The sequence below is a fragment of the Iningainema tapete BLCC-T55 genome, assembly GCF_014698965.1.
Taxonomy (GTDB): domain Bacteria; phylum Cyanobacteriota; class Cyanobacteriia; order Cyanobacteriales; family Nostocaceae; genus Iningainema; species Iningainema tapete.
This window is the reverse complement of record NZ_JACXAE010000095.1, coordinates 1-19,685: the sequence shown is the minus strand read 5'-3', so window position 1 is coordinate 19,685 and position 19,685 is coordinate 1. Positions and strand designations below refer to the sequence as shown.

At 41.4% G+C, this 19,685-nt stretch carries 14 protein-coding genes and 2 pseudogenes; 6 read left to right on the top strand and 10 right to left on the bottom strand.

Features of this window, described 5'->3' with window-relative positions:
• Positions 1 to 11: 11 nt before the first annotated feature.
• The 5 genes from ICL16_RS31485 to ICL16_RS31465 all read right to left on the bottom strand — a co-directional run bounded on the left by ICL16_RS31485 (position 12) and on the right by ICL16_RS31465 (position 7,651).
• Positions 12 to 776, bottom strand: a complete 765-nt coding sequence (locus ICL16_RS31485; protein ID WP_190835531.1) for a DUF1350 family protein — start codon at positions 774 to 776, stop codon at positions 12 to 14.
• 203 nt (positions 777 to 979) lie between these two features.
• A complete protein-coding gene (locus ICL16_RS31480) occupies positions 980 to 1,699 on the bottom strand; it encodes a hypothetical protein (protein ID WP_190835530.1) in 720 nt (239 codons plus the stop codon).
• 211 nt (positions 1,700 to 1,910) lie between these two features.
• On the bottom strand, positions 1,911 to 2,942 hold the full coding sequence (gene bla, locus ICL16_RS31475) for a class A beta-lactamase (RefSeq protein WP_190835529.1): 1,032 nt from the start codon (positions 2,940 to 2,942) through the stop codon (positions 1,911 to 1,913).
• Between the two features lie 163 nt (positions 2,943 to 3,105).
• Positions 3,106 to 3,510, bottom strand: coding sequence for a hypothetical protein (locus ICL16_RS46240; protein ID WP_238361042.1), 405 nt, complete (start codon positions 3,508 to 3,510; stop codon positions 3,106 to 3,108).
• 133 nt (positions 3,511 to 3,643) lie between these two features.
• Complete coding sequence (locus tag ICL16_RS31465) at positions 3,644 to 7,651, bottom strand: magnesium chelatase subunit H (RefSeq protein WP_190835528.1); 4,008 nt, start codon at positions 7,649 to 7,651, stop codon at positions 3,644 to 3,646.
• Positions 7,652 to 8,005: 354 nt separating this feature from the next.
• Here ICL16_RS31465 and ICL16_RS31460 point away from each other — a divergent pair, with 354 nt between their 5' ends.
• Positions 8,006 to 9,265, top strand: a complete 1,260-nt coding sequence (locus ICL16_RS31460; RefSeq protein ID WP_190835527.1) for a glycosyltransferase family protein — start codon at positions 8,006 to 8,008, stop codon at positions 9,263 to 9,265.
• 24 nt (positions 9,266 to 9,289) lie between these two features.
• Here the strand turns inward: ICL16_RS31460 and ICL16_RS31455 are convergent, their stop codons facing one another.
• Entirely contained in the window at positions 9,290 to 9,676 is a 387-nt protein-coding gene (locus ICL16_RS31455; protein ID WP_190835526.1) for a hypothetical protein, read from the bottom strand.
• A gap of 406 nt (positions 9,677 to 10,082) precedes the next feature.
• On the opposite strand from ICL16_RS31455, the gene ICL16_RS31450 reads away from it, so the two are divergent.
• Positions 10,083 to 10,775 carry a M23 family metallopeptidase gene (locus ICL16_RS31450; RefSeq protein ID WP_190835525.1) on the top strand — a complete coding sequence of 231 codons (693 nt, stop codon included), beginning with the start codon at positions 10,083 to 10,085 and terminating at the stop codon, positions 10,773 to 10,775.
• Between the two features lie 71 nt (positions 10,776 to 10,846).
• Here the strand turns inward: ICL16_RS31450 and ftsH are convergent, their stop codons facing one another.
• Positions 10,847 to 12,739 carry an ATP-dependent zinc metalloprotease FtsH gene (gene ftsH, locus ICL16_RS31445; RefSeq protein ID WP_273039823.1) on the bottom strand — a complete coding sequence of 631 codons (1,893 nt, stop codon included), beginning with the start codon at positions 12,737 to 12,739 and terminating at the stop codon, positions 10,847 to 10,849.
• 294 nt (positions 12,740 to 13,033) lie between these two features.
• Here ftsH and ICL16_RS31440 point away from each other — a divergent pair, with 294 nt between their 5' ends.
• Both ICL16_RS31440 and ICL16_RS31435 read left to right on the top strand, forming a co-directional pair.
• Positions 13,034 to 13,579: an NADPH-dependent FMN reductase gene (locus tag ICL16_RS31440; RefSeq protein ID WP_190835524.1), complete on the top strand. Its 546-nt coding sequence runs from the start codon at positions 13,034 to 13,036 to the stop codon at positions 13,577 to 13,579.
• 222 nt (positions 13,580 to 13,801) lie between these two features.
• A pseudogene (locus ICL16_RS31435) lies at positions 13,802 to 14,626 on the top strand (Rpn family recombination-promoting nuclease/putative transposase).
• A 70-nt stretch (positions 14,627 to 14,696) separates the two neighbouring features.
• On the opposite strand, the pseudogene ICL16_RS31430 reads toward ICL16_RS31435, so the two are convergent.
• A pseudogene (locus ICL16_RS31430) lies at positions 14,697 to 15,142 on the bottom strand (helix-turn-helix domain-containing protein); the annotation flags it as partial.
• Between the two features lie 341 nt (positions 15,143 to 15,483).
• Between ICL16_RS31430 and ICL16_RS31425 the strand changes: the two are divergent.
• Positions 15,484 to 16,374: a DUF4351 domain-containing protein gene (locus tag ICL16_RS31425; protein ID WP_190835523.1), complete on the top strand. Its 891-nt coding sequence runs from the start codon at positions 15,484 to 15,486 to the stop codon at positions 16,372 to 16,374.
• An 89-nt stretch (positions 16,375 to 16,463) separates the two neighbouring features.
• On the opposite strand, the gene ICL16_RS31420 is transcribed toward ICL16_RS31425, so the two are convergent.
• Positions 16,464 to 17,402 carry a DUF2382 domain-containing protein gene (locus ICL16_RS31420; RefSeq protein ID WP_190835522.1) on the bottom strand — a complete coding sequence of 313 codons (939 nt, stop codon included), beginning with the start codon at positions 17,400 to 17,402 and terminating at the stop codon, positions 16,464 to 16,466.
• Positions 17,403 to 17,656: 254 nt separating this feature from the next.
• Positions 17,657 to 18,286, bottom strand: coding sequence for a peptidoglycan-binding domain-containing protein (locus ICL16_RS31415; RefSeq protein WP_190835521.1), 630 nt, complete (start codon positions 18,284 to 18,286; stop codon positions 17,657 to 17,659).
• A gap of 546 nt (positions 18,287 to 18,832) precedes the next feature.
• Between ICL16_RS31415 and ICL16_RS31410 the strand changes: the two genes are divergently transcribed.
• On the top strand, positions 18,833 to 19,633 hold the full coding sequence (locus ICL16_RS31410) for a hypothetical protein (RefSeq protein ID WP_190835520.1): 801 nt from the start codon (positions 18,833 to 18,835) through the stop codon (positions 19,631 to 19,633).
• Positions 19,634 to 19,685: the final 52 nt, after the last annotated feature.

The window sequence follows — 19,685 nt, the reverse complement described above, 5'->3', positions numbered from 1 at the left end:
TTATCTTTTAATTATGGTGGCGATAGGGGATTGAGCCACAAGAGAACTGTGTGTTTTAGCTGGTTGAGTTCACGGTATACTTCTTGTTTAAACCACTGTCCTAAGGCGTCAAAAGGTGTGAAAGACTCTCCTGCCTGCCATTTAAGATCTTGACCTAAAGGTGTGGTATGAGTACCAGGCAGCGTCTGTTGTGTTACCATCTCCGGAAAGCGTTTTTGCAACAGTTCAGTTAATGCTGCTGATTGATCGAGAGTATCATTGCTAAATTTTATCAGTAGATTGCGCCGAACGTTATAGCGCTCTTGTACCAGTTTGTTGGTTTCATTCGGTGAGGGGGTAAACTCGACAGCAAAGGTATTGAATTGTTCGATTAACGGAATGGCGTCTCTGGCAGCGTAGTTGTTATAGGATATCAAAATATTGCCAGCACGTTCTACGGCGTATAAGCTGCCAATGAGTAAGTGGAGTTTACACCCCATGCTATGTCCGATACCATAGATGGGTAGGTAGCGTTTACGTAATGCTGAGGAATCGTGTAACCGTTCTAAGGCGCGTTCAAAGTTTAACAGTACAGATTTGGCGATCGCACTATGATCTAGAGTGTTGACAAACGGTGTGGCAACGACAACATAGCCTTTATTTGCCAATTGTTCTAGTAAGTGGCGGTAGGTAAGGTGTGGTGCGGTAGCGACAAATGCACCGCCCAAGAAATGAATGATGCCAATGGGATTTCGGGGAATGAGTACCCAGTTACCAGAGATTTCTTTCCAATCCATGTCAAGCGGCGAGCCTCCTATGTATTCTGAACTCGCTTCGTTGTCACATCATGTGGCGAAGCGTAGCAAAGATTCTTTGCTATCGCTTTAATCTAGCATTTCTTTCATGCTAACCTCTGTAAGACTGTCATTTGTCCTTTGTATATTACTAATGACTAATGACAACCATTGCGAGTCAGTATACATGTTTAAAAGAATACAGCTTAGTATTGATTCTGTAGCTTTTTCATTTCGTATTGTACTTCTAAGGCAATTTGCAATGCTTCATTGAGTAATCGTCCATGCTCTGTGGCTTGTTCTGTGACCTGCATTGATGCTAATGTTGCTAAGTTATTAGCAAATAAGTCTGTGTTACTAATAATGAATTTTCTATTTTCCCGCAAAATTCTTTCTGTTTTCAAAGCTCTGATCAAATCATATCTTGTCAGTTTAAGTGCTTCAATCACACTATTTCTCTCTTTGATTCCCACAGAATTATTGCCAACTGCTTCTATTTGATCGTTAATATCTATTGCTTTGATTACAGAATTGTATCTCTCTACCTCACTTAAGAGAATTTCCAGAGAATGCGTTATGTTTGCTTGGTAAATTTTAGTTCTTTGTCGCCAGATTACGTACATCAACGCTTGTGTACATAAGCCCCCAATCAATCCCACCATGATTAACAATATCCATGAAGATATTGTGATCCATGTCGCAAAAAATCTGACAAAAATTTCCAGAAAAATATGAGTTATGTATAATAGAGAAAATCCAATAAAAAATGCTGTAATACCTTCTGGCCCTTTTACCTTATTGATGAAATCTTGTCCCCATTTTTTCATGGGATTAATAATATAAATTAGTTCAGCATTGACTGGCAGATTAGTCAACTTTTGCAATTCCTTTTGAGAAATTTCTAATCCCTGTAAATCATCTCGCACAAGTTTACCATCCCCATTATTAAAATATTTTTATATTATTATATAACCACTAATTTGCTTGGCAGGAATTATACAAATTATGTAACTTATTGCCAAAGTCATCATACAGGTAGACAGAACACGAGGGATAAATGATTGTGTCAGTACGAAAACAGACACAATCATTGTGATTAATGATACTATTAATGGTAAAAGTGTTCCATGAATATAGTTATTGCATAGCTTCTACTACTACTGAGGCAATGTTGGACATAAGTTGTTCTCGCACGTTCAAAGCAGCTTGTGAACCAGCGATGAATACGGCGAGCGCCACTTTTGTTCCCTCAGGCGAACTGATAATTCCTACATCATTAGTCGCAGTATTTCTGCCCAGAACATCTGCTCCTGTACCAGTTTTGTGTGCGATTGACCAATTTTTGGGTAGCCCTGCTTTTAGCCGCTTCTGTCCTGTGGGAGAATCGGTCATAATCTTGAGTAGCAAAGCAGTAGAGTTCTGAGATAATAACTTATTTGATTGCAGCTTTTGCAACATGTCAACTATACCTTCAGGAGTGGCAGTGTCTCGGGGATCTCGGAGATACTTTTCGAGAGCAGCTTTCTTGACACGAGCGGGAATTTTTTGCTCAGCGGCAGCGAATTTTTTTTCATCAGCTAGTTCGGGACGAAAATTTGTCATTCCCACACTCTCTGGTTGCAGTTGCTGCTCCAATCTATCAACACGAACATCACGAATTTTGAGCTTGCCTAAGATGACATTCACTTGCTGAGTTCCGCCCACCAATCGCACCAAAGCATCGGCAGCCGTATTATCACTAATTCCTACAGAAAGATTGAGAAGATATTGGACTGTGAACTGTGCGCTGTTACCTTTGATCTCCTTTTTGATGGGACTCGATCCTAGAGCAAACTCTTGAGGAGTAATGGTAACTGCTTGTTCGAGGGAAATCTTGCCCTCGTCTACTAGTTTGAGAACGGCGATCGCACTAGGTAATTTGTATACACTTTGCATGGGAAAGCGTTGCTTGCCATTGATAAACCCACTTTCACCAGTATTAAGGTTCAAAACCCCGATGCCAACTTTGCCATTAACGGTATTCAGGTTAAGATTGTTTAAGCGACTTTGAAGTATTGCTGTGTTGGAAGTTGGAGACGGTTGTTGTGCTTTGACGGGAAGTAACATCAACGTCAGCAGAGTAACTACTGCAAACAAAAGCCAAAAACGACGTACAAAGATTGAAAACATCTAAGGTTTAGTTCCTGGGTGTATAGGATAAATTATTCCAAGACAAATAGTCCTATCCCGGACATTGTAGAGGATAGGGGAGTAAATTTTTGTAGTTTGTCGGTTGGCGTAGGCAGTCGTTAATTCTACGTGAGTACTTACGCAGAAATGACAGCGATAAATTCTATTTGCTACTTGGGGGTTGCCACGCTTTACCAGCAATGAAACTTAGCAATCCTGTGACTATTAAAGAAACTGATATAGCAAACTTCTTTTCATCGTTAAAAGAGCTTTCTCTGATTAAGGTAAATAGAGAATAGCCCCCAAAAGCAAAAATGAAAACGAGAGCGGCAGAAAAGACGACTACATCTTTCAAAATAAATAAAATCCAATCTTTTCTTAGTTCCTGTCTAAACTTGAGTTCCCGTAGCTTTCGTTCAAACTCAGTGTCTTCAGGTGACTGCAATACTGATGACAAAATCTTTTGCTCTGGGGCAATATTTTCAATTACCTTCGGTAAATCTGTCATGCTACTAAATGCCAAAAACTTACGTACATATGGTGACAAAATATCATCCATTTGCCGCATAATTCTGATTGGGAAACAGAATCTATTCAACGCGATATCTGTTTTTGAATTTAGGCTTCATATATATCCGGTAGATCGTGTAGAGACGTTGCAGGCAACGTCTCTACATTTGGTGTATCTACACGGTTATAACCTACTCAATTCCCTCAATCCGATCTTCAACCTCCTGGTACAACTCGCGCAGCAAGTCCAAATTGCTCTCGCTTGTCTCCCAGTAACCGCGTCCATTTACTTCCAATAAAGTTGACACCATCTTGCGGAAAGAATGGGGGTTGAGATTGAGTAAGCGCTGACGCATTGCTTCATCTTGGATAAACGTGGTATTCACATCCTCGTAAACCCAGTTATCGACAGCGCCTGCAGTTGCACTCCAACCCATCGTATTTACTAACCGCTTGGATAGTTCGCGCACACCTTCGTAACCGTGAGAAAGCATTCCCTCGTACCACTTGGGATTTAACATCTTGGTACGAGCATCTAAACGCACGGTTTCTGATAAACTACGCACCTGAGCGTTAGCTGTGGTAGTGTCTGCAATGTAAGACGCTGGAGTTTTACCATCACCGCGCAAACCAGATACTACCTTGGTGGGATCGGAATCAAAGTAGTGGGAAACATCCGTCAAACTAATTTCGGAAGAGTCGAGATTTTGGAAAGTCGCCTCAGCGGTTTTCAAGGTGCTTTCAAATATCTTCCGAGATTCATCCATTGTACCGGGGTTATCAGAACTGAAGGCGAAAGATTTCCGCTTCAGGTACATTTCCTGCAACTCCTCTTCGCTTTCCCAAGTGCTGTTTTCCACTGCCAAGTTAATATTTGACGAGTAGGAACCAGAAGCATTGGAGAACACACGAGTCGCTGCTTGACGCAAGTTGATCCCCATGGACTCTGCTTGTTGCATCGCGTGTTGGCGAACATAGTTCATGGATGGAGGTTCATCCGCTTCCGCCGCCATCTTCACTGCTTGATCGAGCAGATTCATTTGGTTGATGAACAAGTCGCGGAATACACCAGAACAGTTGATCACCACATCAATACGGGGGCGTCCCAACTCTTGTAAGGGTATCAATTCTAACTTGTTCACCCGTCCCAAAGCATCGGGAACTGGACGCACTCCTACCAGCCACATAATCTGTGCCAGTGATTCTCCGTAGGTTTTGATGTTATCTGTTCCCCAAAGTACACAGGCAATGGTTTCAGGATACTTACCTTCATTTTCTGCTCTATGCCGCGCCAACAACCTATCTACAACGATTTTTGCTGACTGCACTGCCGCAGTTGTCGGAATGGATTGGGGGTCAAGGGCATGTATATTTTTACCTGTAGGCAACACATCCGGGTTACGGATGGGATCGCCACCAGGTCCTGGTAAGATGTATTGACCTTCTAACCCTTGGAGTAAAGCTCCCAGTTCGTTGTCGGCGCAAACTTGCTGCAAGCAGAATTCCAGATACTCGAACAGCGGTTTTAGTGCTACGGCATCCACCTTGGTATAACCTGCTTGATGCAGTGCTTCCACCCAAGGTTCTTTTTTGCCCATATTAAATAATGTAGAGACGTTCCATGAAACGTTACCAACACGTCCTTCTGCGTCGATTTGCTCTTTCACCAGGGCTGATACTGCGTCACGAGTTGCCATAGTGATGTCCTGTAATAACTGGACATCTTCTAAAATGCCTTTGTCACTGTTCTGGTAAATTTCATCAATGTCTCTTCCAATACTATTAGCAATAATGCGGGGGAGACTTTGAATTTCTTCTTCAGAACGGTCTAAGCTAGCGATGTTAACGAGAGTGGCGATCGCCTCTTCTGCACTCGGTGGTTTCCCAATTACGTGTAATCCGCAAGGTAAAAGTCGCGATTCAATCTCCATCAACTTGCGGTACACGATGCCAACAATATTATCTCGCTCCTCAGCAGTCATATCCTTAGCATCGGTTTCTGGTAAGGCAATATCCTTATCCAAATTCACCATCCGACACTTATCCATAATAGTGTTGACGATGGGTATACCGCGCCCAGTATCTTTCAAAGTTTGGTAAGAACCAATCAAATCGCTTAGTTCCTTCAAACCCTTATACAACCCGGCATTTTCCGCAGGAGGAGTTAAGTAAGAAATTGTCTCCGCATAACTGCGACGCTTGGCAATTGTCGCCTCGCTAGGGTTATTTGCTGCGTAATAGTAAAGATTGGGAATCATGCCAATCAAGTTATCTGGATAACATTCCCCAGACATCCCCATCTGCTTCCCTGGCATAAATTCCAAGGAACCGTGAGTACCGAAGTGCAGCACTGCGTCAGCTTGCCAAAGCTGTTCTAGGTAGGTATAATATGCAGCAAAACCGTGGTGAGGGCTTGCGGAACGGGAGAACAACAACCGCATCGGATCGCCTTCGTAACCAAACGTAGGCTGAACGCCAATAAACACGTTACCAAAGTGTTTACCGTATATTAGCAGGTTTTGTCCATCACTGTTAAGATGTCCGGGCGGTGGTCCCCAATTCTCTTCTAGCCGTTGCGAGTAGGGTGTGAGTGCTTCGTACTCAGCAACTGACATGCGGTAGGCAATGTTTAATTCTGGGCTGCTGTACTGCGCCTGGGCGTCGTGGATAACTTGCTCCATCAACTCTTTAGCAGAATCTGGCAATTCTGGCAAGTCATACCCGTTGTTTTTGAGGGCTTTCATCACCTCGTAAATTGAGCCGAATACATCCAGGTATGCTGCTGTGCCTACGTTGCCTTTATCTGGTGGAAAGCTGAAAACGGTGATGGCTACTTTCTTGTGCAGCTTGGGCTTACGGCGCAAGTTTGCCCATTTTAAGGCACGTTGTGCTATTGCTTCAATGCGATCTTGGAGTGCGATCGCTTTCCCTGTTGCGCCATCCCGTCCTGATAAAATTATCGGTTCAATTGCCCCATCTAACTCAGGAATCGCAATTTGCAATGCTACCTGAATCGGGTGTAACCCCAAATCACTATCCTGCCATTCTTCTGTTGTTTGGAACACCAGAGGTAGGGCTACCATATAAGGACGATTCAACCGCTTGAGCGACTCAATTGCCTTAGGATGGTCTTGTCGTGCAGGTCCACCTACTAAAGCAAAACCTGTCAAAGATATTACCGCATCTACCAAGGCTTTGGAATTTGAGTTTTTCCCAGTTCCATGTTCCCAGAAGTAGGCATCTACTGGCTTGGAGAAGTCCAAACCCCCAGCAAATACAGGAATTACCCTTGCGCCCATTGCTTCTAGTTCCTGCACCATCGCTACATAATGGGCATCATCACCTGTAACTAGGTGTGTACGTTGTAATACTAACCCAATACAAGGTGCTAATGGGTCTTTTAAATCCTTAGGAATATCCTTACGAACCATGTACCAGTTTAGGTACTCTTTAACATCCTCAAACATTGTGGTTGCTAAAGGATGCCAAATTCCCATATCGGGGTAGACAACTGGTGCTTGATATTGTAGAGACTTCGTATTTCGCGTCTCTACATCTTTTAATACGTATTTATCAGCTAGCATTAGCAAGAAATTTTCCAGGTTTTCTGGAGAACCACCTAGCCAATACTGAAAGCTGAGCATAAAATTTCGCGCATCCTGTGCTTTGTCCATTGGTAAGAACTTTAGCACCTGCGGCAGTGTGCGCAGTAGTTTTAACATCCCATCTTGGAACCCCGCGCCAGATTTTTCCTTGCGCTTGCGCATAAATTGTGCTATTGCACTCTTAGACTGCCCTAACTGTGCCAGCGAGAAGCTGCCCATTTTACTTAGGCGCATCACTTCCGGCATAGAAGGAAAGACTACGGCAACGTCGAGGCGATCGCGATGTGGTGCTACTGCTGCCACTAATTTCTGCGCTAAATCTTCGATAAAAATTAGTGAAGCGATGAATATATTAGCACTCTCGATCTCACGTTTAAACTCCTCGTAATTTTCTGGATCGCGGAGTTCTTCAATCAAGTAGCCGCTAATCTCAATCGCCAAATTAGGATTGTTTTCGTTAATCGCCCTTACCGCTTGTGACAAAGCACTCTGGTACTGGGACTCTAACACGACATAGACCACCTTAATTAAACGACGTCCCCGTAAGTTATCAGGCGTAATATGTCTAATGGTGGACTTGACGTGAGTGAACATGCTGACGAAGCTCCTTTGATGCGTGTTCTCTAAAATTAGTTCTGTAGTCTGAGGAAAAGCATCACTATAAATGTGTTGCTGATTATTTCCGGCAAAAGCCGTTACCCAGACTTTCTCTTAAGGTAATCTGAGTTGTTTTTATCAGAAAACGCTTACTCTGTGGCGATTTTGTCGTATATCTGACACAAAACGATATAAAAAACGCAACAAATTTTAAAATTTATTAACTTATGTAATTAGTGATTACTCGGATAAATGTGAAGAAAAATTAAATTTGAACATCACCTCACGGGAAAACGGAACCAATGACAATTAACCAATGACAATTAACCATTAACAATTAACCATTAACAAATGACAGAAATTGATATTATAATTCTTTCTAATGGTCCTGGAGAAGTAACAACCTGGGTGCGCCCAGTAGTCAAAGCATTGCGGCAAAAACTGGGTGAGGATCGTTCTCAAGTGAGAATTTCCGTAGTTTTATCCCCTTGCCCAAATGCTAGCGGCAAAGAAGCAGGTATAGCCAGATCCTACCCGGAAGTAGACAGAGTACAGGCAGCAGAGCATTTTTGGCAGTTTTTGCTGTGGGGCAAAACTCAAGAAAATTGGAATTGGCGCAAAAGTGGTGTAGTTTTATTTCTAGGTGGAGATCAGTTTTTCCCTGTTGTGATTGGCAAACGACTAGGTTATCGTACCGTTGTTTATGCTGAATGGGAAGCACGGTGGTACAAATTGATTGACCGCTTTGGCGTGATGAAACCTGAAGTTATTACCCGTGTACCTCAGAAATACGCTCATAAATTCACCGTGGTGGGAGATTTGATGCAAGAAGCCCAGAAAGAGGTGGGGGAGACTAATTCTCCCCTACTCCTCTACTCCCTCAATACGGAACTTATAGGTATACTCCCAGGATCAAAGGCGGCAAAATTGTCGCAGGGTGTGCCTTTGATGTTGGCGAGCGCAGAACATATCCATGCTCAAAGACCACAAACCAAATTTACAATACTTGTAGCTCCTACTTTGGATTTACAGACTTTAGCTAATTTTGCCGATCCAAAGAAAAATCCCTTTGTTCAAACCTTTAATTTCAGTGGTGCCCAATTGATTTTCTCAGAAGAAAAACTTCCCGTTCTGAAAACAGCAACTGACTTATATGTAGAACTGTGGACTCAAACACCAGCACACGACTTATTATCTCAGTGCAGCTTGTGTCTAACTACAGTAGGAGCAAATACGGCGGAACTAGGTGCTTTAGCTGTACCGATGATTGTTTTACTACCAACACAACAGTTAGATGCCATGCGTTCTTGGGATGGTTTACCAGGTTTGTTAGCAAATTTGCCCGGAGTTGGTTCAACATTTGCTCAAGTAATTAACTGGCTGTTCCTGCAACGAAAAGGTTTACTAGCATGGCCTAATATTTGGGCGCAGCGAGAGGTAGTCCCAGAACTTGTGGGAAAACTCCACAGCCAAGATGTTGGACAAATGGTGTTAGAGTTTTTGACTGCTCCAGAAAAATTAGACTACATGCGAGCACAGCTACTAACCATTCGAGGTAAACCAGGTGCAGCCGACAAACTAGCACAGCTAGTGCAAGACGAAATTTTGTAGAGACGCTCCACCTGAGCGTCTCTACTATTCCGATGATTGTCCATCTCGTCGTCCCAACTCATAAACGCCGCAACCCATACAAGCAAGTATACCTATGCTAATTGCCCAACTGCGACCTAAAGTTAGTTCAACACCCCAATTACATAAAGCGCCAAAGGCGAGAAAGGGTACAATGCTTCCCAGCGAAGCGTAAAAAGCGTTTTGGGATTCACGAACTTTACGAGTCTTTTCAAATTCTGACGCACTTGTGTAAAGCGATCGCTCAGCAAAGTTAAACCAGCGGTTTAGTTGCTGAATTACCCAGTCACTCAATGGGGAAAAACCTAAGTATAGCGCTAAAGACCATAAACTTGTTCCGGCAATGGCAGTTGTGTCCAATTCAAAGCTGAAGGGCAAAATTTCTGTGAGCATGGCATGTGGGAGTTAGGCAAAGGGTAACTGTAGCTCCACTCGGAAGCTAACTCAACCTATAAAAGCAATTTTAAGCCTAAAGTTCATAGCATTTCTACTTATAAGCAATTTTACTTGAAAATTGAATAAATTTTCTCATTTAAAAGATAATTAATGAGTAATTAAACGTACTTATTATAAAGTACTTATTCCAGTAAAAATGCTGATAGTCATTTAGATTTTTGTAAGGATTAAATTTTGAAAACAAAAAAAGTTGATTGTTTACTAAATTACTTGACATAATCATAATTTCTAGTAAGATAGACCGAAGTGAAAGATAAAAAAATAATACATATTCAACAGTGGTACGGGTAAGTGAAGTTGGACAAAAACTAGAGCACCAACCGTACCATATTAAGGAAAAAAAATGAGTAAGCGACCACAAAGAAAAGCGCGTTCTTTCGTCACTCTACTTTTGTTAGGATTAACTATTGTAGTTTTAATTACTCAATTGCCCAAGGCAGAAACGGTTAAAGCTGTAGAGTTCAACAGAAAACTAATTGCAACGAGCGGGGGTTGGCAAGCAGCCTCTTTCCCGGTAGAAAATTTTCAGGCATACACATCACCTTTTGGCTATCGTCGTTCTGCCAGTGGCGGGAATAATATGGAATTTCATGGCGGCTTGGATATTGCCGCCCCGCAAGGTAGTTATATTCGCAATTGGTGGGCAGGTACAGTAGTCAAGCTAGGCGATCGCGACGCTTGCGGTACTCATATAGTAATTCAATCGGGTAACTGGGAACACACTTACTGCCATATGGAGGGAAGTGTAGAAAACTCATCTGGTCGTCGCTATATGAGCGATCGCGCTGGTGGTATTGTAATATGGGAAGGTCAGCAAATACCAGCAGGAGCTAGAATCGGTCGAGTAGGCATGACTGGACGCACCACTGGTCCTCACCTCCATTGGGGACTGAAGTATGGTAAAAATTACGTAGATCCAGCAAAAGTTCTCAGAGAAATGTTCTCTCAGCAGCAAATAGCCGGAGGTTCAACGAATCCTCAACAGTCAGCAGTCACCATCGAGGAATCGAAATACATCCGGGATAATGGATACTAAAAATGGCTAATGGCTAATAGTAACAATTAACAATTAACCATTAGCCATCAACAATTAACAATTAGCAATCCCTATGTTGACTTTGCCAGTTGTTTTTCTGGCAGTTGGGTATATTCTGAGACAATTTTGCGAAATTCGTCTCCCTCAATTGTCTCTTGTTCTACCAACATATCCACAAGTCGATCTACCAATGCTCGGTTTTCACGGATGAGACTACAGGCTTTTTGGTAGCAAGAAATGGCAATATCCCGTACATAACGGTCAATCTTGGTAGCCATTTCTTCGGAATATTCGGAGCGTTCCATCCAGTCTCTGCCCAAGAACACCTGCTGTCCGGGACTTTCCAACGCCACTGGACCTAAATCAGACATTCCGTAGAGCGTTACCATCTTGCGTGCTAAAGAAGCTACATTAACCAAGTCTTGTGAAGCTCCATCAGTAATTTCTGCTTCGCCAAACACTTCAATCTCGGCTGCTCTACCTCCCAAAGCAACGGTAATCCGATCCATAATCCAAGCACGACTGTACAAACCACTGTCAACGTTGTCTTCACTGGGTAAGCTTTCGGCAAAACCTCCCAATCCGCCAGAGCGAGGAATAATTGTAACTTTGTTTAACGGATCTGAATGTTTGAGCAAAGTAATTAGCAATGCATGTCCCACTTCATGGTAAGCAATTAACCGCTTTTTCTTACTATCTAGCAAAGGAGTTAGGGATAACCCGATAGTAATGCGATCGATTGCATCGCTAATTTCCTGCATTGTAATTGCGTCTTTGCGTCGCCGTGCCGTAAAAATTGCCGCTTCATTGAGCAAGTTAGCTAAATCAGCTCCAGAAAATCCTGGTGTACGTCTAGCTATTGCTTCTAGGGATATTTCTGGAGCTAGCTTTTTATTTCGAGCGTGTACCTGTAAAATTTGTAGACGACCTCCGTATGTGGGCAAATCTACCATTACTTGACGGTCAAATCTTCCTGGTCTAAGCAGTGCTGAATCTAGTACATCTGGGCGGTTGGTGGCTGCTATAATAATAATTCCGTTATTACCTTCAAAACCATCCATTTCAGTGAGCAGTTGGTTGAGAGTTTGTTCTCGCTCGTCGTTACCACCACCGATTCCGGCACCCCGCTGTCTTCCTACAGCGTCGATTTCATCTATAAATATTAAACAAGGTGCATTTTCTTTGGCTTTTTTAAATAAATCTCGCACACGAGAAGCACCTACGCCGACAAACATTTCCACAAATTCTGAGCCAGAAATACTGAAGAAGGGTACGGCTGCTTCACCTGCGATCGCTTTTGCTAGTAGAGTTTTACCAGTTCCTGGGGGCCCGATTAACAGCACTCCTTTGGGAATACGTGCGCCGACGGCTGTAAATTTTTCTGGTTGTTTGAGGAAGGTGACGACTTCTTGCAGTTCTTCTTTGGCTTCTTCAACTCCCGCTACGTCGTCAAATTTCACTCCGGTTTTTGCCTCCATTTGGAATCTAGCTCTGGTTTTGCCAAAGTTCATTGCTTGGCTAGAGGCATTGGTGGAGCGTCGTAGGAACAATAACATTAAAGCTACTAGTGGTAAAATCCACATGAGGTTAATCAAAAGACCTACAGCAGCTCTACTATTGGCAGAGGAGACTTCCGCAAAGTCAACTTTATTTTCTTTGAGTTTGTTAATTAACTCTGTGTTGTGTTCAAGCAGCTTGACTGTGATGGGTTGAGCATCTGGTTTTTGATTATTTAGATATACTCTTGCTGTCTGTTCACTTTCATCCAGTTCTACTTTTTTGACTTTCCCTTCGTCTGTTTTCTGGAGCAGCTCTCCATAAGTGAGGGAGTCACGCTCAGTTTTTTGCGCCAGCGCCGGAGTACTCCCGATTCCTGGCAACATGATTAAACCTGCGGCGAGCGCTCCTGTGAGCGCTGCAGTTATTTTGTGCTGTTTATTCAATGTGTTTTTACCAATCGTCATAATAATTACCCAATATCACGCTGCCATTAGCTGAGCGCTCATTTTTACGTCAATTCTTTTCACAAGAATCGATTTGAGCTAGATTCTAATCTTCTAGTGTAACTCCCACAAAAAATCATTCCCACATCTGCCTCCCGATTGATAGTGCTTACCACCTGAGCGATCAAGACGTAATTTGACATATTAAGTTACAAATCGCTAATATATACATAATCATAATGATTACGTATTTCAATACTGCTCTGTCAATAGTGTAATTAATTATTCAAGCTAGTAGCAATTGGTGGTTTGACTATGGTAAAAGTTGTTGGCATTGGTGGCAGTTTAAGAAAAGATTCCTACACCCAGATGGCTTTGGGTATAGCAGCGCAACGTGTAGAAGCGTTGGGCGCAGAAGTAGAAATTTTAGACTTGCGGCTTCTTCAGTTGCCGTTTTGCAATGGCGAAAAGGAATATCCAGATTACCCAGACGTGCAGCGATTGCGTGAAGCCACCAGTCGCGCCGATGGGTTAATTTTAGCAACACCAGAGTACCACGGTGGCGTTAGTGGTGTGCTGAAAAATGCCCTTGATTTGATGAGTTTTGACGAATTTTCTGATAAAGTGACAGGATTGATTAGCGTGTTAGGGGGACAACCTAACAGTAACGCTTTGAATGAGATGCGGCTGATTATGCGCTGGGTACATGGTTGGGTAATTCCCGAACAAATTGCGATCGGACAAGCGTGGAAAGCTTTTGATGGTGAAGGTAAGTTACTGGATGAAAAACTCTCTCAACGCTTCGACGAGTTTGCTCAAAGTTTAGTTGAAAACACACGCAAGCTGCGCGGAGTGAATTAGACTTGATCCCCACCCCCCCAACCCCCCCTTAATAAGGGGGGGCATCAAATCTCCCTTTAAGCCACTAGCGCTGCTACGCAAAAGTCTCGCATTCAAAAGTATTGCATTACTGGAGGGCTGCTGCCTCATAGCGTGCGCTCAGAGCCTATATAATGTATTATTTATTTCTTTAAGTTATGGTAAAAACTCTTAGAGAAAGTAGCCATGCTGAGGGGATAAAGAGTGAGTTTCGACAATGTTTGTAAACTGTTAGCTGAGAAATATCCTACCGATTTTGCGCGTTGGTTGCTAACTGTGGAACCGCGAAAAATCAAAGTATTAAAAACAGAATTGAGTATTGAACCAATTCGGGCTGACTCTGTAACATTTCTACAAACGGAAAATCGGATTTTACACATAGAATTTTAAACCAAAGCAAAGTCTGATACTCCCATTCCGTTTCGGATGTTGGATTACTCTGTCAGGTTGATACGTCAATATAACGTTCCCGTAACCCAGGTAGTTATTTTTTTACAACAGACAAATGACGAAATCGCTTTTACTGAAGAATATGTCAATGAAACCACAACTCACCGCTATCGAGTTGTACGAATGTGGGAACAAGATTCAACGCTATTTCTCGATAATCCTGCATTATTACCACTAGCACCGTTAACGCAAACAACCTCACCCCAACGGTTATTATCGCAGGTTGCCCAAAGTGTTGCTAGAATTCCAGATAGGGATACTAGGCAGAATATAGCGGGATACACAGAGATATTAGCTGGTTTGCGGTTTGAGAAAAACTTGATTCGTCAATTATTGAGTGAGGATATTATGCAAGAGTCAGTGATTTATCAGGATATATTACAGAAGGGAAAACAACAAGAAGCACTTACATTCTGTATGTCTTTACTTGATGAACGCTTTGGTGAACTTGATTTGTCAATTATTGAGCGAGTTCAAGTTTTAAATAAGGAACAGCTAGAAGCTTTAGGTAGAGCTATTCTGAGAATTTCATCGCTACCTGATTTATTGACATGGCTAGAGCTGCAAGAAAGAGGTTAAGTTTAAATCAGTTTGTTCTGTGGAGACGTGATTCATCACGTCTCTATAGGAATCCTATTTGATTTCAGAATACTCTTAACTTTCCCATTTCGATTTCAACGCGATGCTTTGCCAACAATGCTTCGATCTCTTTTTTTTTTCTGCAACAGCATCTGGATTTGCTTTAGGATTATGCTTTGTTGTTTTCTTCCAACTAATTCCTGCTGCCTCAAACAGGTCATAGTAACTTTGCTTTGATTCATAAACAATGTCGTACTCAGATGCTAGCTTGTACTCCAATTCACTAATCTCCCAGCATTCCGCTCTGTGCAGCCAACTTAAAACATCTTCTCGTTGTTCATTGGTTAGGTAGCTCTTTCTTCCTTTATAATCAAGTCGTAACCCGTCAATTCCATCTTGTTCATAGGATTGTTTCCAACCAGTTATTGACCCTCGATATACGTCTAGAATTGTTTGAATTTCGTCGTACAAGTAACCCTGGTAAACCAGCTTGACTGCCAATGCTTTCCTCATCTCACTGCAGTTGGTAGATACTGGCTGATCATTGTTAATAGTTAGACTTGTACATCCTTCCGTATTATCTTGCAACTCCGTTCAAAAATCAAATAGGATTCCTATATTATTTTAAATTAACAGTGTATCATAATATATAAATAATTTTGCGCTAGTACTTACCATTAAGCTACAAACACCACCAGATCAGATCTTTAAGAGTTAGCGTGAAAAGTCAGTTCTAGCCAATATGAGAATTTGCCCACTCAGCGGTGATCGCCTTGAATTCAGTGCGATCGGTAACACATAGTATGAGGTTATCCTCAGTACGTATAATATTATTAATATCTACTAATAAAACGAAGATGACTCGATTTATACACGACAGATTTGCTAAAGATTATCTAGAAGAACTGCTAAAACCCTATGGAGAAATCAAATCTTCAGAGAAAGTATTGGGTGAGATAAAAGAAATCGATATACTGTTCATTCCTTCAATTTTACAAAACTCTAACTTACAAGTATTAGGACTACTTGGAAGATTTGCGGAATTTCCTGCAATAATAGAACCATTCCGTAATGCAGCTACTGATGACGAAATCTGCGACTGTCTTCAAAAATCATTAGAAGTTAAAGCAAAATTGCGACGGGAAGCAAAAGCAAATAAAACTAAACTTCAGGATTCAGATATTCCTAAACTGTGGGTTTTAACTCCAACCGCATCTACAGCGCTACTGTCAGGCTTTAACTTTAACCAGAAAGAGGGGTGGTTACCTGGCATATACTTTCTAGGGGATTATTTACGAACTGCTGTTGTCGCAATTCACCAACTCCCAAAAATACCAGAAACATTGTGGTTGAGAGTACTGGGAAGAGAAAGCACACAGGAACAAGCAATCAGCGAACTACAAGCATTACCATCTGATCACCCATTTCGGAAATCAACGCTAGAATTAGTTTATAACCTGCGTAACAATTTAAGAATTAATCAAAATTTAGAAGAAGAAGACAGGAGATTAATTATGCGATTAGAACCACTTTATCAGCAAGACCGCGAACAAGCTATACAGTTCGGAAACAAACAAGGAGAACAGCGTGTAATTATTCGTTTGTTAAATCGCCGTCTTGGCGAGATTGATGCATCATTAACTGAAAGAATCCAAGGATTATCGACTGAGCAATTGGAAAGATTAACAGATGCTTTATTAGATTTTTCAAAATTAGCTGATTTAGAAAATTGGCTAAATCATTCGTAATGTTTATAAATTACATAAATCCTAGCCACAGCATTTGATGCTGTGGGCGGATTGCGGGTACGCTACATGCTCCCCTGTGAGTGTATTTTTTAGTGGTGGTGATGATGATGAGTATTAACGTCTAACTCTTCTCGACGAAGCTTAACTTTCGCTTTTACTTTATCCTGTTCAACAACCTTCTTGATTTTGACTTCTTCACGCACCACAGGTTGCTTTTGAATATCAACCGTTTCTTCATAGATGTCTATGTGTGCCATTTCCTCTTCACGGAAGTCAACGTTGCTAGGAGTACCTACCTGGAAACCGTCTTTTGGAGTAGTGCGTTCAACAATCACTCGCTGTTTTTCAACTGGTACGGAAACTTGTACCGTCTCAGTTTCAACGTGTTTACCAACCTTTACTTCTCCTCTTTTCACTCGGTTTTTCTTTGCAATTAGCTGTTCTTCATATAGCTTGAGCGTTTGATGATCCCGTTCATTGATGTCATACAAAGATGGCTCTTGTTCATATGTGTAGGTATCACGGTTGTCAACAGGTGTTGCTATTGGTTGAGTAACCAGTTTTACTTTCGGTTCAGCATACGCGGGGGGAGCATCCAAAGATGCCGATGCTTCTAAAGGTAACGACGCTTCTAAAGGTATTGATGTATCCAAAGGAGCCTCTGTTATTGGAGTGCGGTAAACTCTGGGCAGCAGTTCTTCATAATCATAATTAACCTTTTCAAGCTCTTGAAACTCAGGTAGATTTTCTACTTGACTTTTGGTCAATCCTTTGGCATGGATACGTCTCGCACTGTAGTCTATACGAGAAAGACCAATTGGTAGCAAGACTTGCTTGCCAAAAACCCAAAAGCTTGTATCAATTACTAAATAGCGAATGCGACCTGTTTCATCAACTAAAATATTTTTGATATTACCAACTTTATCGTCATTTATGTCGGAATAAACATCAAAATTCTTGATACCGCTATCTTGAATATCGCTGTGGTTTGGATCAAAAGCTTCAGCTTCAAAATTGTAAAGAACCATATCACTATCATCCTGTTGAATATTTTCTTAATTAAAATTAAAGAAATATTTTTTCTGTTCAAATTTATCTAATGAATTGTTGTAAAAAAACTTCTTTTTCATTCGGCAAAGCTTAAAGAAGGAAAATTGATTCTTGTGTCGGAGCAAGAATCAATTCGTCAGTAAGCGTTGAGGTTTCTCTTACTTATGTCTTCAGCTTATGATTAAATTGTGGAGAAATCGGGGAGAGAATCAGAGATTTGTGTTGTGTTGGGTTAACTTACACCGTCAAGAATCTCAGCCCAAGTACTCTGACCAACGATGCCATCATTTCTCAAATTGGTATAACGTTGTTGGTATGCTTCTACAGATGCGGCAGTTGCACGACCGTAGATGCCATCAACTGCACCTGTATAATATCCTTGCTGTTTCAAATATTTTTGGACATCTCTGACTGCTTGACCTTGGCTACCAATTTTCAGTACTGGTGCAGTATTTGCTGAGTATCTGCTTAGGTTAGTATATCCTACGGGAATGTTGCGATTGTATGCATCGATTAATGCTTCCCATGTCTGTGCTTCAATTTGACCGTTAGCTGGTAAGTTTCGCGATCGCTGGAAAGTAACTACAGATGAATATGTGTTAGGACCATAGATGCCATCAACGGATCCGTAGTAAAATCCTTGCTGGCGCAAGAACGCTTGCACATCTTTCACCGCTGGTGATACAGTACCACGAACTAATTTAGGTGCAGTAGCAGGTGAATATTCTACTTGTGTTAACCGACCATCTGCAATAATGATTTGCGCTTTTGCAGGTGCAGTACCAATTCCTAGCGCAGTTAGTAACGATGCACCAAGAAAGCCAAGTGAAATAACACCTGTGCGGATAAATTTGGTATTCATAAACTAATACTCCTTACGGAATTCGACAAAATGAAAATTAGTTAGTCTCTAATTTCATAAATGGAGACTATGAAATGCAAAACAAGTTCAACTTAGTAGAAGTTGTCACACCCTAACATAAATTTTTTCTCATCAATCAGTGTTACTAAGTTTTTACTTATGGCTTTAGTAAACTGCATTTCCCATAAAGCCACATGCGCATAAACTTATAGAAAAACTTTTTAGCTTTCTTCACTTATTGATAAAATATTAATTTAATTCTGTAGTTAATCACTTCTTTCTAAGGTAATATTTACGAAATATATTTGAATTCTGCACGAGTTTTCCACTATTGAGACATAAGCTCAAAATGCAGTCTGTTTTTCATGACTCATGCTTATGGTTGAGCGCTCAACTTTTCTTAAATCTCGTTGAAAAATTTGGACTATTAAGAACATAGCAATGGTCAAGACTTTTTGATATAGCTCAATAATGGCGATTTTGAAATAATGAATAGAGGTAATCAAGACAGATTCATCCAAAAGCTATGGAGTCGCAAGGAGGCTTATGAATAAACCCAAGCCAAACCAAAATAAGCGCTATGATAATTATCAGAATGAAAGTTCATTTCGGGTACTGTTTGACATAGGGGTATTAATGACTCTTATATTAGTAACTGTATTACTTAGAGGTTGTAACTTTTTTGATTCCGATACCACTATCGCCAATACATCCGAAATTGTTAACAACACAGACGAATTCATTGGTAAAAACGCGACTATTAGAAGCAGACCGATTGAGAAAATCGGTTTGAGTTCCTTCACTGTAAGTGATGCACGATTCTTTCGTGGTGAACCCATTTTGGTTGTGAATGGTTCGGGTGTACCTTTCAATCTACCTGTTGACCGAAACACAGAAGTTCAAGTTACTGGTCAAGTTCGCAAATTAGTGATTCCAAAAATAGAGCGAGAGTTTAATCTGAATATACAGGACGAATATTACAAAGATTACATCGATAAACCTGCGATTATTGCTCAATACATTACACTAGCGCCCAAACCAGGTCAAGTAACTCAAAGCCCTAGACAATACTATGGTAGGAAGGTTACGGTTAAGGGTGAAGTCAAAAACATCCGAAGTCCGGTTTTATTAACACTGGATGAAGACCAGTTACTTGGTGGGCAGGATTTGCTAGTTTTATTAAAAGCACCGCCCAAAGTTGCTATTAATGAGGGTCAGACAGTAGCGGCGATCGGTGAAGTTCGTCCGTTTGTTGTCGCTGAAATTGAGCGAGACTACGATTTAACCTGGGATCTGAATGTGAAAAAGCAGCTGGAAGTGGAGGGTTCTCCCGGCTTTTTGGTGTAAACTGTATATGTAGATACTTTTTACTCACTTTTGTTGTCTTATGGACTTTCAT

Excerpts from the sequence above, each read along its gene's own strand:
- ICL16_RS31410 (WP_190835520.1), top strand. The coding sequence starts at position 18,833 with ATGAATAAACCCAAGCCAAACCAAAATAAGCGCTATGATAATTATCAG.
- ICL16_RS31455 (WP_190835526.1), bottom strand. The coding sequence starts at position 9,676 with ATGCTCACAGAAATTTTGCCCTTCAGCTTTGAATTGGACACAACTGCC.
- ICL16_RS31465 (WP_190835528.1), bottom strand. The coding sequence starts at position 7,651 with ATGTTCACTCACGTCAAGTCCACCATTAGACATATTACGCCTGATAAC.
- ICL16_RS31460 (WP_190835527.1), top strand. The coding sequence starts at position 8,006 with ATGACAGAAATTGATATTATAATTCTTTCTAATGGTCCTGGAGAAGTA.
- bla (WP_190835529.1), bottom strand. The coding sequence starts at position 2,942 with ATGTTTTCAATCTTTGTACGTCGTTTTTGGCTTTTGTTTGCAGTAGTT.
- ftsH (WP_273039823.1), bottom strand. The coding sequence starts at position 12,739 with ATGACGATTGGTAAAAACACATTGAATAAACAGCACAAAATAACTGCA.
- ICL16_RS31450 (WP_190835525.1), top strand. The coding sequence starts at position 10,083 with ATGAGTAAGCGACCACAAAGAAAAGCGCGTTCTTTCGTCACTCTACTT.
- ICL16_RS31485 (WP_190835531.1), bottom strand. The coding sequence starts at position 776 with ATGGATTGGAAAGAAATCTCTGGTAACTGGGTACTCATTCCCCGAAAT.
- ICL16_RS31415 (WP_190835521.1), bottom strand. The coding sequence starts at position 18,286 with ATGAATACCAAATTTATCCGCACAGGTGTTATTTCACTTGGCTTTCTT.
- ICL16_RS31425 (WP_190835523.1), top strand. The coding sequence starts at position 15,484 with ATGACTCGATTTATACACGACAGATTTGCTAAAGATTATCTAGAAGAA.
- ICL16_RS31440 (WP_190835524.1), top strand. The coding sequence starts at position 13,034 with ATGGTAAAAGTTGTTGGCATTGGTGGCAGTTTAAGAAAAGATTCCTAC.
- ICL16_RS46240 (WP_238361042.1), bottom strand. The coding sequence starts at position 3,510 with ATGCGGCAAATGGATGATATTTTGTCACCATATGTACGTAAGTTTTTG.
- ICL16_RS31420 (WP_190835522.1), bottom strand. The coding sequence starts at position 17,402 with ATGGTTCTTTACAATTTTGAAGCTGAAGCTTTTGATCCAAACCACAGC.